The sequence below is a fragment of the Aquabacterium humicola genome (assembly GCF_030167915.1).
Taxonomy (GTDB): Bacteria; Pseudomonadota; Gammaproteobacteria; order Burkholderiales; family Burkholderiaceae_C; genus Pseudaquabacterium; species Pseudaquabacterium humicola.
Genome location: NZ_JARGNB010000001.1, coordinates 2,197,013 through 2,211,326, shown reverse-complemented (window position 1 = coordinate 2,211,326; position 14,314 = coordinate 2,197,013). Strand labels below are relative to the sequence as shown.

Annotated in this window: 14 protein-coding genes; 9 read left to right on the top strand and 5 right to left on the bottom strand. The window is 71.3% G+C overall.

Annotated elements, in window-relative coordinates; all coding sequences use genetic code 11:
* Nucleotides 1–191 precede the first annotated feature (191 nt).
* Both P1K89_RS09905 and P1K89_RS09900 read right to left on the bottom strand, forming a co-directional pair.
* Nucleotides 192–1,388 carry an amino acid aminotransferase gene (locus P1K89_RS09905; RefSeq protein WP_284616209.1) on the bottom strand — a complete coding sequence of 399 codons (1,197 nt, stop codon included), beginning with the start codon at nt 1,386–1,388 and terminating at the stop codon, nt 192–194.
* Nucleotides 1,389–1,461: 73 nt separating this feature from the next.
* A complete protein-coding gene (locus P1K89_RS09900; RefSeq protein ID WP_284616208.1) occupies nt 1,462–2,601 on the bottom strand; it encodes a DUF2332 domain-containing protein in 1,140 nt (379 codons plus the stop codon).
* A 62-nt stretch (nt 2,602–2,663) separates the two neighbouring features.
* Between P1K89_RS09900 and P1K89_RS09895 the strand changes: the two genes are divergently transcribed.
* Complete coding sequence (locus P1K89_RS09895; RefSeq protein ID WP_284616207.1) at nt 2,664–3,359, top strand: Crp/Fnr family transcriptional regulator; 696 nt, start codon at nt 2,664–2,666, stop codon at nt 3,357–3,359.
* A gap of 7 nt (nt 3,360–3,366) precedes the next feature.
* On the opposite strand, the gene P1K89_RS09890 is transcribed toward P1K89_RS09895, so the two are convergent.
* Entirely contained in the window at nt 3,367–3,858 is a 492-nt protein-coding gene (locus tag P1K89_RS09890) for a glutathione peroxidase (protein WP_284616206.1), read from the bottom strand.
* 143 nt (nt 3,859–4,001) lie between these two features.
* Here P1K89_RS09890 and P1K89_RS09885 point away from each other — a divergent pair, with 143 nt between their 5' ends.
* Complete coding sequence (locus P1K89_RS09885; RefSeq protein ID WP_284616205.1) at nt 4,002–4,937, top strand: response regulator; 936 nt, start codon at nt 4,002–4,004, stop codon at nt 4,935–4,937.
* 12 nt (nt 4,938–4,949) lie between these two features.
* Here P1K89_RS09885 and P1K89_RS09880 read toward each other — a convergent pair whose 3' ends face one another.
* Nucleotides 4,950–5,846 carry a DMT family transporter gene (locus tag P1K89_RS09880; protein WP_284616204.1) on the bottom strand — a complete coding sequence of 299 codons (897 nt, stop codon included), beginning with the start codon at nt 5,844–5,846 and terminating at the stop codon, nt 4,950–4,952.
* A gap of 1 nt (nt 5,847) precedes the next feature.
* On the bottom strand, nt 5,848–7,125 hold the full coding sequence (gene lplT, locus P1K89_RS09875; RefSeq protein ID WP_284616203.1) for a lysophospholipid transporter LplT: 1,278 nt from the start codon (nt 7,123–7,125) through the stop codon (nt 5,848–5,850).
* Nucleotides 7,126–7,268: 143 nt separating this feature from the next.
* Here lplT and alr point away from each other — a divergent pair, with 143 nt between their 5' ends.
* The 7 genes from alr (at nt 7,269) to P1K89_RS09840 (ending at nt 14,308) form a co-directional block, all read left to right on the top strand.
* Entirely contained in the window at nt 7,269–8,369 is a 1,101-nt protein-coding gene (gene alr, locus P1K89_RS09870) for an alanine racemase (RefSeq protein WP_284616202.1), read from the top strand.
* The gene (radA, locus tag P1K89_RS09865; protein WP_284616201.1) at nt 8,369–9,730 is read left to right on the top strand and encodes a DNA repair protein RadA; all 1,362 of its coding nucleotides are present in this window, start codon (nt 8,369–8,371) and stop codon (nt 9,728–9,730) included. The genes alr and radA overlap by 1 nt, the downstream gene beginning before the upstream one ends.
* A gap of 234 nt (nt 9,731–9,964) precedes the next feature.
* Nucleotides 9,965–10,771: a metallophosphoesterase family protein gene (locus P1K89_RS09860; protein WP_284616200.1), complete on the top strand. Its 807-nt coding sequence runs from the start codon at nt 9,965–9,967 to the stop codon at nt 10,769–10,771.
* On the top strand, nt 10,768–11,175 hold the full coding sequence (locus tag P1K89_RS09855) for a hypothetical protein (RefSeq protein WP_284616199.1): 408 nt from the start codon (nt 10,768–10,770) through the stop codon (nt 11,173–11,175). Before P1K89_RS09860 ends, P1K89_RS09855 begins: the two co-directional genes overlap by 4 nt.
* Before the next feature lie 41 nt (nt 11,176–11,216).
* Nucleotides 11,217–12,140 carry a branched-chain amino acid transaminase gene (locus tag P1K89_RS09850; protein WP_284616198.1) on the top strand — a complete coding sequence of 308 codons (924 nt, stop codon included), beginning with the start codon at nt 11,217–11,219 and terminating at the stop codon, nt 12,138–12,140.
* 13 nt (nt 12,141–12,153) lie between these two features.
* Complete coding sequence (locus P1K89_RS09845; RefSeq protein WP_284616197.1) at nt 12,154–12,372, top strand: zinc-finger domain-containing protein; 219 nt, start codon at nt 12,154–12,156, stop codon at nt 12,370–12,372.
* 13 nt (nt 12,373–12,385) lie between these two features.
* Entirely contained in the window at nt 12,386–14,308 is a 1,923-nt protein-coding gene (locus P1K89_RS09840) for a sensor histidine kinase (RefSeq protein WP_284616196.1), read from the top strand.
* Nucleotides 14,309–14,314 lie beyond the last annotated feature (6 nt).

Sequence of the window (14,314 nt, the reverse complement as noted above, 5' to 3'; positions counted from 1 at the left end):
AAGCCGGTGCCGTCATCGCGCCTGTCTGTCGCGGCCAACGGCGAAAGCCTTACAGGCTTCGCCACCATTCCGCCGACCAGACCTGGATACGCGTGCCTCCCCCGATCGGATGCAGGCGGCCGCAGGGCCGCCTGCGGGCCGGTTCGATCGACAGCCGATCGACAGCCGATCGCCAGCCGATCGCCAGCCGATCAGCCGGCCAGCACCGCCGCCATCGCCTGCGCGGTGCGCTCGACGTTGCTGGTGTTCAGCCCCGCGACGCAGATGCGGCCGGAGCGGATCAGGTAGACCGCGTGCTCCTCGCGCAGCCGGTCGACTTGGTGCGCCGTCAGGCCGGTGTAGCTGAACATGCCGCGCTGGCTGAGGAAGTAGCCGAAGTCGCGGCCCGGCACCAGCGCCACCAGGCGGTCGTGCAGCGCGCGGCGCATCGCCGCGATGCGCTCGCGCATCGCGGCCAGCTCGCCTTCCCATTGCGCGCGCAGCTCGGGGTCGCCCAGCACGCGCGCGACGATGCGTGCGCTGTGCATCGGCGGGCTGGAGTAGATGCGGCGCACCGTGTAGCGCAGCTGGCCCATCACCAGGTCGGCCTCGGCCTTGTCGGCGCAGATCGCCGACAGCGCGCCGCAGCGCTCGCCGTAGACGCTCATGCTCTTGGAGAACGAGTTGGCGATGAAGAAGGTGAGGCCGGCGTCGGCCAGCGCGCGCACCGCGTAGGCATCCTCGGCGATGCCGTCGCCGAAGCCCTGGTAGGCGAGGTCCAGGTAGGGCAGCAGCTCGCGCTCCTTCAGCACCGGCACCAGCGCGTCCCATTGCGCGTGGCTGAGGTCGACGCCGGTCGGGTTGTGGCAGCAGGCGTGCAGCAGCACGATGCTGCGCGCGGGCAGGCTGCGCAGGGTGTCGAGCATCGCGTCGAAGCGCACGCCGCCGGTCGTCGCGTCGTAATACGGGTAGGTATTCACCTTGAAGCCCGAGCCCTCGAACATCGAGCGGTGGTTGTCCCAGGTCGGGTCGCTGACCCACACCTGCGCCTCGGGCAGCCAGGTCTTCAGGAAGTCGGCGCCGACCTTCAGTCCGCCGGACGAACCGACGCTCTGGATCGTCGCGACGCGGCCCTCGGCGATCGCTGGATGGTTGTCGCCGAGCAGCAGCTTCTGCACCTGGCGGCGCGTCTCGGCATCGCCTTCCATCGCCAGGTAGGGCTTGGGGCCGTCGGCGGCGACGATCTGCGCCTCGGCGCGGCGCACGCTGTCCAGCACCGGCAGGTGGCCCGCCTCGTCGAAGTAGATGCCGATCGACAGGTTGACCTTCTGCGGCCGCGGGTCGGCGTTGAAGGCGTCGACGAGCGCGAAGATCGGATCGCCGGCGTAGGGCGTGATGTGCTGGAACATGCGCGAGGTCTCGGTGGCGTTGCGGGAACCGGGGATTATCGAAGCCCTGTCCCCGAAAAGGTCACCGAAAGCCTCACCCGGTCCAGGCCGCCCAGCGCCCGTGTGGGTGGCTGCGGGCGACGAGTCGCGGCCCGGTGTCGGGCAGCGTCAGCCACCACGACGACGCATTGGCGAGCTCGGCGTCGCTGACCAGCGCATCGGCCGGCGGGGGCGGCGGCGCGTCGCCGAGCGCGAGCCCCGGCCCTTCGGCGCTCAGCCACGCGATGCGGCGGCGCTGCACCAGCTCGCGCATCGCGGCCACATGCCGTTGCAGCGCCGCCGGCTCGAAATACGCCAGCACCCAGCTGTTGAAGACCACCGGCTGCACGCCGGCCGGCAGCGCATCGAGCCAGGGCTCGATCGCCGCGAAGCAGTCGGCCTCGCGCCGCACCGGCCAGCCGGCCGCGCGCACGATGGCCGCGGCGGCGTCGAAGCGCTCGCGGCGGCGCCGGTCGTGCGGCCACAGGCAGGCTTGCAGCCAGCGGGTGGCATCGGCGTCGTGCAGGTCCACCGGCGCGGGGTCGATCCCGATGCGCTCGGCGATGCACGCCGGCGGCAGCGCCGGCGGTTCGATGCCGCCGACCGGGTGGCAGTCGATCAGCGGGGCGGCGGGGTCGTCGACCGCGCCCCAGGGGGCCGTGCCGTGCCGATAGCGATAACGGTCGACGCCGAGGTTCAGCCCGGCGCTGCAGCCGAAGTCCAGCAGCGCCAGCGGCCGGCCGCCGGTCGCCCGCGCGAGCTGCGCCAGCGCCGGCCACAGCACCGCGCAGCGGCCGGCCTCGTTGGTCTGCGTCGCCCTCGTCGCGCAATGGGCGGCCAGCGTGGGCGCCTCGCGCTGCAGGAACTCGTCGAGCGCCGCGGCCAGCGCCCCGTCCGGTGGACGATCGCCTTGCGCGCTGGGAAACCAGGCGGCCAGCCGACCGCCGGCACCGGCGAGCACGCGTTCGTGGATCGCCGCCAGCAGCAGGTTCGGCCGCTGCTGCGTGCGCGGCGCGGCATCGAGCAGCGCCAGTGCCGCGGGCCGTTCCGCCAGCAGCCGGCACAGCACGACGTACAACGGGTCGTCGCCGCATTCGGTGCGCGCGAAACGCTCGAACTGGTCGCGCCGGCGCTGCAGCGTCATCGGGTCGGCGCCCGGTGCGGTGGGGTCGGTGAGGGAGGGCGAGGGGTTCATGGTGCGCCGCAGCGTACGCCCGCAGACCCACCGGTCTCTGTCGGGTAGCCGACAATCGGCGCATGGCTTCGGCGGCGTCCTCGATCGACGTCCGGCTGCACGCGCTGCTGGGCGCGAACTTCCCGGACCTGCGGCTCGAGTCGGTGGCCGCCGCCGCGGTGCTGGGCCGCGCGCTGCCGCACTGCCGCGTGCGGCGCCTGGCCGCCGGCGCGACGCTGTTCGCGCAGGGCGCGCCGGCGACCGCGCTCTATGGCGTGATCGACGGCGAGCTCGCGCTGCGCTTCGCGGGGGTCGACGGTGCGCTGTCGACGATCGAGCTCGCCACGCGCCACCGGCTGTTCGGCCTCGCCGCCTTCGCCGGCGGCAGCGCGAGCAGCTACGAGGCGGTCGCTCAGCAGGCGAGCCAGGTGTTCGTGATCGGCCGTGCCGGCTACGACCTGCTGATGGACGGCCTGCCCGGCTTCGGCCGCGCGCTGATGCGCGAGTTCGCGCAGCGCCACGACGGCATGCTGCGGCTGCTGGAAGCGTCGCGCCTGCAGTCGGCGCCGGAGCGGCTGTCGCTCGCGCTGGCGCAGCTGCGCGCCGCGGGCCGTGCCGAGGCGCCGGACGCCGACGGCTGCGTGCTGCTGCGCACCACGCAGGCCGAGCTCGCCGCGCTGGCCGGGCTGTCGCGGCAGACGGTCAACGAATGGCTTCGGCGGCTCGGCGCCCAGGGGCGCATCGAGACCGTCTACGGCGGCGTGCGCCTGCGACCCTGAAACCCGCTCAGGCGGCCAGCGCGGCCTCGATGTCGCCGGCCAGCTTCTCCGGCGCGTCCTGCGGCGCATAACGCTTGAGCACCTGGCCGTCGCGGCCGACCAGGAACTTGGTGAAGTTCCACTTGATCATCTGCGTGCCCAGCAGGCCCGGCGCTTCCTTCGTCAGCCACTGGTACAGCGGGTGGGCGTTGCTGCCGTTGACCTCGATCTTGCTCATCATCGGGAACGACACGCCGTAGTTCAGCTGGCAGAACGAGGCGATCTCGCCGTTGCTGCCGGGGTCCTGCGCGCCGAACTCGTTGCTCGGGAAGCCGAGCACGACGAGGCCGCGGTCCTTGTAGCGCTCCCACAGCTTCTCCAGCCCCCCGAATTGCGGGGTGAAGCCGCAGGCGCTGGCGGTGTTGACGATCAGCAGCACCTTGCCTTTGTACGTCGACAGCTTGACGCGCTTGCCGCCGATGGTCTGGGCCTCAAAATCCCCGATGCTTTGTTCAGACATTGCTGACACACTCCTATGCATGGCCATTTCGCAGTCGGCCGGGCATGTTAATCCCTAGCTCGCCGGCCTCGCGTGGTTGACGATCCGGGAGTCCGCCCGGACCATGGCCGCCCCTGGCCGATCCTGTCGAATCCTTTCAAGCGATGTCCTCGTCGATTCCGGTTGCATTGCTGGGCTTCAGCGCCTTCGAACGCAATGCGCTGGCGTCCTACTTCCGCCTCTCCGCACGGCGCAGTCCGCACTACGCGCATGTGCTGGACGTCGACGAGGCGCGCTTCGTCGTCGCCGATGCCGACCAGGCCGGTGTGCCCGAGCTGCTGCAGGCGCTGGGCCGCATCCCCGACGCGGTGTTCGTCGGCGCACAGGGCCCCGAGGGCGCGGCCAGCTGGATGATGCGCCCGATCGACCCGGTGCACGTGCTGCGCGAGCTCGATGCGCTGGTCGCGCTGCGTGACAACCCCGGCAGTGGCCCGCTGCCGCTGCTGGCGCCGACGCCCTCGCATGCGCGGCCGACGACCATCGGCAAGGCGGTGCCCAGCCCGCTGCGCCGCGCCGCCGACGAGCAGCAGATGCAGGCCGCCATCCCGCTGTCGCCCGAGGAGCGCCGTGTCGCCTCCGAGCGCCAGCGCGCCCGGCGCGAGGCGATGCTGCGGCCGCAGCCGCTGCGCAGGGCGCTGCTGGTCGACGACAGCGAGCTCGCGCTGCACTTCCTCGACCGCCAGCTGCAGCGCTACGGCCTGTCCACCGAATGGGCGCACCACAGCGGCCGCGCCCTGGAGCTGCTGTCGACGCAGGCCTTCGGCTTCGTCTTCGTCGACATCGACCTCGGTCCGCACAGCGACCTCGACGGCCTCGCGCTGTGCCAGCAGATCAAGCACCGCCATGTGCACCCGGGCGGCAAGGCGCCGCAGCTGGCCATCGTTTCGGCCTTCCACGATCCGGTCGACCGCGTGCGCAGCACGCTGGCCGGCGCCGACATCCACCTCGGCAAGCCGCTGGACTTCGAGGCGCTGGACCGCTGGCTCAGCCAGCAGGGCTTGACCCGCGGGCCGGAGCTGCCGGTGCCGGCGGTCGAGTAGCGGAAGTCGGGATCAGCGGCGCAGGGCCGCCAGTGCCGCCGCAGACAGGATCAGCGCGCCGCCGATCGCCGTGCGCGCATCGAGCGCGCCGGCACCCAGCAGCAGCGCGGAGGCGCTGGCGAAGACCACCTCGGTCAGCATGATCACCGCGGTGGTCGCGGCCGCCAGCCGCGCGGCGCCGTACTGCAGCGCCAGGTTCGACGCGACGAACCACGCCGCCAGCGCCGCGGTGCCGATGACCCAGCCGAACGCCGGGGCCGGCGGCGGCCCGATGCGGCCGGCCTGCCACTGCACCAGCGCCAGCAGCAGCGCGATCAGCATGCCGCCGCCGAACATCGCCAGCGCGCGCGCCGGCTCGCTGCGCTTCGCTTCGCGTCGCAGCATCACGTTGTTCAGCGCGAAGCTGAAGCCGCCGACGAGGCCCAGCACGTCGGGCAGCGTGAAGGCGGCGAGGTCGGTGCCGTTCCTCGGCCACAGCACCACCACCGCGCCGACCAGCGCCAGCACGATGCGCAGCACCGCGGCGGCGTGGATGCGCTCGCCGAGCAGCGGCCGCGCCAGCAGCACCGCCCACAGCGGCATCAGGTAGAACAGCAGCACCACGCGCACGACGTCGCCGATCGTCACGCCCCAGTTGAAGCAGGCGTTGGTCGTGCCGGCCGCGAGCACCAGCGTCCACAGCGCCGGCGTGCGCAACACCTCGCCCAGCGCGCGCGGACGCGCGAGCAGCAACCCGGCGACGGCGACGCCGAAGGTGATCGCCGTCAGCCACAGCGGATGCAGCCCGGCGCCTTCGAGCTGGCGGAACGGCCACCACGAGACGCCCCAGGTGAAGGCGTTGAAGACCAGCGCCAGCGGCGCCAGCGTCCGCGCGTCGGTGGCGCGGGCCGGAGAAGCGACGCCCGCCACGCTAGTGCTTGTCGGTGCGCGCGATCGCCAGCAGCCGCTCGACCTCGTCGCGATGCGTCACGCAGTTGCGCTTGTGCCAGCGGCCGATCAGCCACATCGTGCCGGCGACGACGAGGCCGAACACCGCGATGGCGGTGAAGGCCGACAGGCCGAGCTTGACCATGCCGGTGTAGAACGCGCCGAGGCCGAGGATGCAGGCCTGCTCGTTGAAGTTCTGCACGGCGATCGATCGGCCGGCGCCCATCAGGTTGTGGCCCCGGTGCTGCAGCAGCGCGTTCATCGGCACCACTAGGAAGCCGCCGGCCAGGCCCAGCAGCGTCAGGAACGGGATCGCCACCCACAGGTCGCGCACGACGTTGAGGCCGATCACGAACACGCCCATCGCGATGCCCAGCGGGATCACCGAGGTCGCGCGGTCCAGGCGCATGCGCATCGACGCGACCACCGCGCCGATCGCCACGCCGACCGAGACCACGCCGGCCAGCGACGAGGCCTGCGTCGTCGTGTAGCCCAGCGCCGCCGCGGCCCACGGGAAGACGATGATGCGCAGGTTGCCGCCGACGCCCCAGAACATCGTCGTCGTCGCCAGCGAGATCTGGCCGAGCTTGTCGCTCCACAGCCGCGCGTTGCACTGCGAGAAGTCGCGCACCAGCTCGACCGGGTTGGTCGACAGCGGCTGCAGCGGCGCCTCGGTGCGCGGGATGTAGAGGTTGAAGACGGCGGCGATCACGTACAGCACGATCAGCGTCGAGATCGCGGCCTCGGGCCCGGTGTCGATGCCGGTGTCGATCATCGGCAGGTCGAAGCCGAGCAGCATCGGCGCGATCTTCGGGCCGACGAGCTGGCCGCCGAGCAGGATGCCGAGGATGATCGAGGCGATCGTCAGCCCTTCCATCCAGCCGTTGGCCTTGACCAGCTGCGACGGCGGCAGCAGCTCGGTCAGGATGCCGTACTTGGCGGGCGAATACGCGGCCGCGCCGAGTCCGACCACCGCATAGGCCAGCAGCGGATGGGTGCCGAAGAGCATCATCAGGCAGCCGATGATCTTGATCGCGTTCGACGCGAACATCACCTTGCCCTTGGGCACCGCGTCGGCGAAGGCGCCGACGAAGGGCGCGAGCACGACGTAGAACAGCGCGAACATCGGCGACAGCGCCGGGATCTGCCAGGCCGGCGCCTGGTTCGACTTCAGCAGCTCGATGGCGCCGACCAGCAAGGCCTGGTCCGCCAGCGAGCTGAAGAACTGCGCCGACATGATGGTGTGGAAGCCTCTCTTCATTCTTTCTCGATGAAATGCTTCCCCAACCTCGGCAACCCACGCAAAGACGGTCGCACCCCCGCGACCGGCCGGCGGTTATAGCACGCCGACCCTCGCGGCCCCGGCACAATGGCCGGCTTGTCCGACCGACCTCCGAAGCCACCGTGCCGCGCCCGATCGAAGCCCTGATCCACCCCGACGCGGTGGCCCACAACCTCGCCGTCGCCCGCGCGGCGACGCCCGACGCGAAGCTCTGGGCCGTCGTCAAGGCCAATGCCTACGGCCACGGCATCGAACGCATCTACCCCGGGCTGCAGGCCGCCGACGGCATCGCGCTGCTGGACCTGGCCGAGGCCGAACGCGTGCGCGCGCTCGGCTGGCGCAAGCCGGTGCTGCTGCTCGAGGGCGTGTTCGAGGCGCGCGACCTCGAGCTGTGCTCGCGGCTGAACCTGTGGCATGCGGTGCACCACGACCAGCAGATCGACTGGCTCGGCGCGAACAAGACGCACCAGCCGCACCGAGTGTTCCTGAAGCTCAACAGCGGCATGAACCGCCTCGGCTTCGCGCCGTCGGCCTTCCGCAGCGCGTGGGCGCGGCTCAATGCGCTGCCGCAGGTCGACGAAATCTCGCTGATGACGCACTTCGCCGATGCCGATGGCCCCAACGGCACGGCGGCGCAGATGGCGCTGTTCGACGAGGTCACGCGCGACCTGCCGGGCGAACGCTCGGTCAGCAACAGCGCGGCGATCCTGCGCCACCGCGGCCTGCGCAGCGACTGGGTGCGCGCCGGCATCCTGAGCTACGGCAGTGCGCCCGACTACCCCGAGCACGACATCGCGCACTGGGGCCTGCGGCCGACGATGACCCTGCGCGCGCAACTGATCGCGACGCAGCAGCTGAAGGCGGGCGATGCCATCGGCTACGGCGGCCGCTTCCGGGCCGAGGGGCCGCTGCGCATCGGCGTGGTGGCCTGCGGTTATGCCGACGGCTACCCGCGCATCGCCGCCACCGGCACGCCGGTGCTGGTCGACGGCGTGCGGTGCGGAATCGTCGGCCGCGTCTCGATGGACATGATCACCGTCGACCTGACGCCGGTGCCCGCCGCGCGCATCGGCAGCGAGGTCACCCTGTGGGGCCGCGGTCCGCAGGGCAGCGTGCTGTCGATCGACGAGGCCGCCCGCAGCGCCGGCACCGTCGGCTACGAGCTGATGTGCGCGCTCGCGCAGCGTGTGCCGGTGCACGTGGCCGACGGGCACGGCGCGTGATGTCGAAGGCGAAGACGCAGTACACCTGCAGCGCCTGTGGCGGCACGAGCCCGAAGTGGCTCGGCAAGTGCCCGCACTGCAACGAGTGGAATACGCTGGAAGAAACGGTCGCCGAATCCGGCAACGGACCGAAGCACCGCTACCAGGCGCTGGCCGCGGCGCAGCCGGTGGCCACGCTGTCGGAGATCGAGGCCGCCGAGGTCGAGCGCACGCCGACCGGCCAGCCCGAGCTCGACCGCGTGCTCGGCGGCGGCATCGTCGAGGGCGGCGTCGTGCTGATCGGCGGCGACCCGGGCATCGGCAAGTCGACCTTGCTGCTGCAGGCGGCGGAGTCGCTGTCCTCGTCGATCAAGGTGCTGTACGTGACGGGCGAGGAATCGGGCGCGCAGGTCGCGCTGCGCGCACGGCGGCTGGGCCTTCCCGGCACGCAGCTGCGCGTGCTGGCCGAGATCCAGCTCGAGAAGATCCAGGCCGCGCTCGCCGCCGAGACGCCGGCCTTCTGCGTCATCGATTCGATCCAGACCCTGTACTCCGAGCAGCTCACCAGCGCGCCCGGCTCGGTCGCGCAGGTGCGCGAATGCGCGGCGCAGCTGACGCGCACCGCCAAGGCCACCGGCTGCGCGATCGTGCTGGTCGGGCATGTGACGAAGGAAGGCGCGCTCGCCGGTCCGCGCGTGCTCGAGCACATCGTCGACACGGTGCTGTATTTCGAGGGCGACACCCACTCCAGCTACCGCCTGGTGCGGGCAATCAAGAACCGCTTCGGCGCGGTCAACGAGATCGGCGTGTTCGCGATGACCGAGCGCGGCCTGAAGGGCGTCAGCAACCCGAGCGCGATCTTCCTGTCGACGCATGGCGCGCCGGTGCCGGGCTCCTGCGTGCTGGTGACGCTGGAGGGCACGCGGCCCCTGCTGGTCGAGATCCAGGCGCTTGTCGATTCGGGCGGCGCGGCGCCGCGGCGGCTGTCGGTCGGCCTGGAGCGCGATCGCCTCGCGATGCTGCTGGCGGTGCTGCACCGCCATGCCGGCGTCGACTGCCTGGACCAGGACGTCTTCGTCAACGCGGTCGGTGGCGTGCGCATCAGCGAGCCGGCGGCCGACCTCGCGGTGCTGCTGGCCATCCAGGGCAGCCTTCGCGGCAAGGCGCTGCCCGCCGGCTTCCTCGCCTTCGGCGAGGTGGGCCTGGCCGGCGAGGTGCGGCCGGCGCCGCGCGGCCAGGAGCGGCTGAAGGAAGCCGCGAAGCTCGGCTTCTCGATCGCCGTCGTGCCCAAGGCCAATGCGCCGAAGAAGCCGATCGAGGGCCTGACGGTGCATGCGGTCGAGCGCATCGAGGAAGCGATCGACGTCGTGCGTGGGCTGTGAGCGACGGCTGTGAGTGCCCGCTTCACGATGCCGGCTAGGCAAAAAAAAACCGGCCGCGGGTGCGGCCGGAATTCATCCTGGAGGAGTTTCACACGCTGGCCCGGTGCACTGCCACCGGTACAGTGGCCGGATGAGTCGCTCGAAGCATCCGGCTGGGACACAGCTTGCGCTCGTGCAGGCTCGGCCGCAACCCCGAAGCACGGGGTGAATACCGCGTAAATCGGGGGAAACGTGATGCCATTGACGAAACCGGCCACGGGCCGGATCGCGGTGCTGTCGGACATCCACGGCAACCTGCCGGCGCTGGAGGCGGTGCTGGCCGAAGCCGGGCGCGCCGGCGCGGCGACGGTGGTCAACCTCGGCGACATCGTCAGCGGCCCGCTGTGGCCGGCCGAGACCGCCGCGCGCCTGATGGCGCTGGACTGGCCGACCATCGCCGGCAACCACGAGCGCCAGGTGCTGACGCAGCCGCCGGACCGCATGGGCCTGAGCGATGCGCAGACCGCGCCGCTGCTCGATGAGGCGCAGCGCGCCTGGCTGCAGTCGCTGCCGCCGACGCGGTGGCTCGACGACGAGGTGTTCTGCTGCCACGGCACGCCCGGCACGGACCTCGTCTACCTGATGGAGACGCTGACCGGCGACTTCGATCCCGCCGGCTCGCCCGGCCTGCGCGCGGCGACGCCGGCGGAGCTGGCCGCGCGGCTCGGCACGCCCGGCGCACGCCTGGTGCTGTGCGGCCACAGCCACGTGGCGCGCACGATGCAGCTCGGCGACACGCTCGTCGTCAATCCCGGCAGCGTCGGCCTGCAGGCCTTCGAGGACGACCACGTGCATCGCCACCGCGTCGAGGCCGGCAGCCCGCATGCGCGCTGGGTGCTGGCCGAGCTGCGCGCGGGGCAGTGGCACGTCGAGCACCGCTTGACGCCGTACGACTGGGAAGCGGCCGCCGTGCAGGCCGAATCGAAGGGCCGCCCCGACTGGGCGGATGCGCTGCGCACCGGCTTCGTCGGGCGCACGCTGCGAAAGGAAACGACGACGTGAACGCGCTCATCGGCTGGATCATCGCGGTGCTGGCGATCGCGATCGGCTACACGGTCTACGGCTGGCCCGGTGTCGCGCTGGCCGGGTCGATCCTGGTCTTCTGGCTGCTGCTGCAGTTCACCCGCGCGATGCGGGCGATGCGGGCGGCCGGGGCGGCACCGGTCGGCCACGTGGCCAGCGCGGTGATGCTGCAGGCCAGGCTGCGCCCGGGCCTGCGCCTGATCGAGCTGATCACGCTGACGAAGAGCCTCGGCGAGAAGCTGGCCGACGACCCCGAAACCTACCGCTGGGCCGATCCCGGCGGCGCGTCGGTGATCGTCGAGCTGCGCGGCGGCCGCCTCGCCGAGTGGCGCTTCGCACGTCCCGATGAGCCGGCGCAATCCGCGCCGGAGGCCGGCGCCTAAAATCCCGGCTCCTTCAGACCCCTCGATTCGAAAGGCACCCCATGTCGATGTCCGACCGCGACGGCAAGATCTGGATGGACGGCGCGCTCGTCGACTGGCGCGACGCCAAGATCCACGTGCTGACCCACACGCTGCACTACGGCTGCGGTGCGTTCGAGGGGGTTCGGGCCTACAACACGGTCAACGGCACAGCCATCTTCCGTCTGCGCGAGCACACCGAGCGCCTCTTCAACAGCGCCAAGATTCTCCGGATGAAGATTCCGTACTCCCTCGAGCAGGTGATGGAAGCCCAGTGCGAGGTCGTGCGCCAGAACAAGCTCGAAAGCTGCTATCTGCGCCCGCTGACCTGGATCGGCTCCGAGAAGCTCGGCGTCAGCCCCAAGGGCAACACCATCCACCTGATGATCGCCGCCTGGGCCTGGGGCGCCTACCTCGGCGAAGAAGGCTTGAAGCGCGGCATCCGCGTGAAGACCTCCAGCTACACCCGCCACCACGTCAACATCACGATGACGCAGGCCAAGGCGGTGAGCAACTACACCAACTCGATCCTCGCCAACATGGAAGCCACCGACGAGGGCTACGACGAGGCGATGCTGCTCGACTCGGCCGGCTTCGTCAGCGAAGGCGCGGGCGAGAACCTCTTCGTCATCAAGAACGGCGTCGTCTACACGCCCGACCTGTCGGCCGGCGCGCTCAACGGCATCACCCGCAACACCGTGTTCGCGATCTGCGAGGACCTCGGCCTGAAGGTGGTCGAAAAGCGCATCACCCGCGACGAGGTCTACATCTGCGACGAGGCCTTCTTCACCGGCACCGCGGCCGAAGTGACGCCGATCCGCGAGCTCGACCGCATCGAGATCGGCCGCGGTTCGCGCGGGCCGATCACCGAGAAGATCCAGAGCGCGTTCTTCGACATCGTCAACGGCCGCAATGCGAAGTACGCCGAGTGGCTGACCCGCGTCTGAACGCTGTCCGATCATGAGCAACAACCACACCGAACCGAAGTCCCTCGTCGAGGTCGGCGCGAAGGATCTGCAGGGCCCCGGCGTCATCTTCTGCCCGAATCCGAAGATGCCGCTGTGGAGCAACCACCCGAAGGTCTTCATCGACGTCGCGACGACCGGCGAAGGCCGCTGCCCGTACTGCGGCACGATGTACCGGCTCAAGGCCGGCGAGAAGCTGCACGCGGGCCACTGAGGCCAGCATCGCCATGCCCGCCGGCCTGCTCGCGCTGACGCAGGCCGCGCTGCTGGAGCACCTGGACCGCGACGATCCGGCGTTTGCGCTGCGGCGCCTGGTCGCCGATGCGAGCCGGCACCTGGGCTTGAGCTGCGGCCTGCTGGCGATCGCACCGGACGGCCAGCCGCGCTGGACCACCGGCGTCGTGCCCGATGCGGCCGTGCGCCGCGGCACGCCGCTGGCCGGGCGCCACGAGCCCTTCTTCGAGGACGGCTTCTGCTGGCTGCCGCTGTGGCGCATGGGCCAGTCGGTCGGCGCCTGGCTGGTCGCTGCCGATCCGGGCGACGACATCCACCAGACCGCGCGCGTGCTGCAGCCGCTGCTGCAGACGGCCGCCTGCCTGCTGCTGCGCGACCAGTCGGCCGCCGCCGGCCGGCCGGGCGGCAGCCAGGCCGAGCTGATCCGTGCCGCGCTGCGCGGCACCGGCACCTTCGTCTGGGAATGGGACATCCGCAGCGACCGTTTCGCCGAGACCGACGAAGGTTTTGCGCAGCTGGGCTATCCGCCGCCCGAGGCCGGCGCGACGCAGCGCGACTGGGACGCGCTGATCCACCCCGACGACCTCGCCGAGAACCACGAGGCCTACCTGCGCCATGCGCGCGGCGAGGTCTCGGTCTACGAAAGCGCCTACCGCGCGCGCGCCGCCGACGGCAGCTGGCGCTGGGTGCAGGAGCGCGGCCGCATCATCGAATGGGACGCGGCAGGACAGCCGGTGCGCCTGGTCGGCATCCAGGCCGACATCACCGAGCACCGCGCGGCGCAGGAGGCCGCGGCGCAGGCGGCGGCGCGGCTGACGAAGATCGCCTCGCATGTACCGGGCATGCTGTTCCAGTTCGAACGCCGGCCCGACGGCAGCAACCGCTTCCCCTACGTCAGCGAGCGCTGCGAACCGCTGTTCGGCGTGCCGGCCGAGGCCCTGGTTGCCGACGCCACCGCGCTGCTGCGGCGCATCGACTTCACCGACCGCACGCTGATGCTCGACAGCATCGAGGCCTCGATGCGCGACCAGACGCCGTGGCAGCTGAGCTTCCGCATCCATCGTCGCGATGGCCTGCTGCGCTGGATCCGCGGCAGCGCGACGCCGCAGATGGAGGCCGACGGCGGCTGCGTGTGGCACGGCTACTTCGAGGATGTCACCGAGGCGTTGACGGTGGAGCAGGCGCACCAGCAGCGCGCCGCGGCCGAGGCGGCGAACCGCGCGAAGACCGAGTTCCTGTCGCGCATGAGCCATGAGTTGCGCACGCCGCTGAACGCGGTGCTCGGCTTCGCGCAGCTGCTGGAGGTCGACGGCGCCGCCTTGCCGCCGGAGCAACGCCGCCGCGTCACGCTGATCCGCGAGGCCGGCGAGCACTTGCTCGAGATGATCAACGACCTGCTCGACCTGACGATCATCGAGGCCGGCCGCCTCGCGCTGCAGACCGAAGCCGTCGCGCTCGATGCGCTCGTCGACGACTGCCTGGCGATGGTGCTGGCCGCGGCGCAGCAGGCGGGCGTCACGCTGCTGCACGAACCCTTGCCCGCACTGACGGTGCAGGGCGACCGCAAGCGGCTGCGCCAGGTGCTGCTGAACCTGCTGTCGAACGCGATCAAGTACAACCGCCGCGGCGGCCAGGTGCTGGTGCACTGCGTGCGGCTGGCCGACGGCGGTGTCGCGCTGCGGGTGATCGACAGCGGCATCGGCCTGACGGAGGCCGAGATCGGCCAGCTGTTCCAGCCCTTCAACCGGCTGTCGCAGGCGCACGGTCCGATCGAGGGCACCGGCATCGGCCTGGCGGTGACGCAGGCCCTGGCCACCCTGATGGGTGCGCGCATCGAGGTGCAGAGCATGCGCGGCAGCGGCTCGACCTTCAGCGTCGTGTGGCCGGCCGCGCTGGTCGGGCCGGCCGGCGCCTGAGCTCGC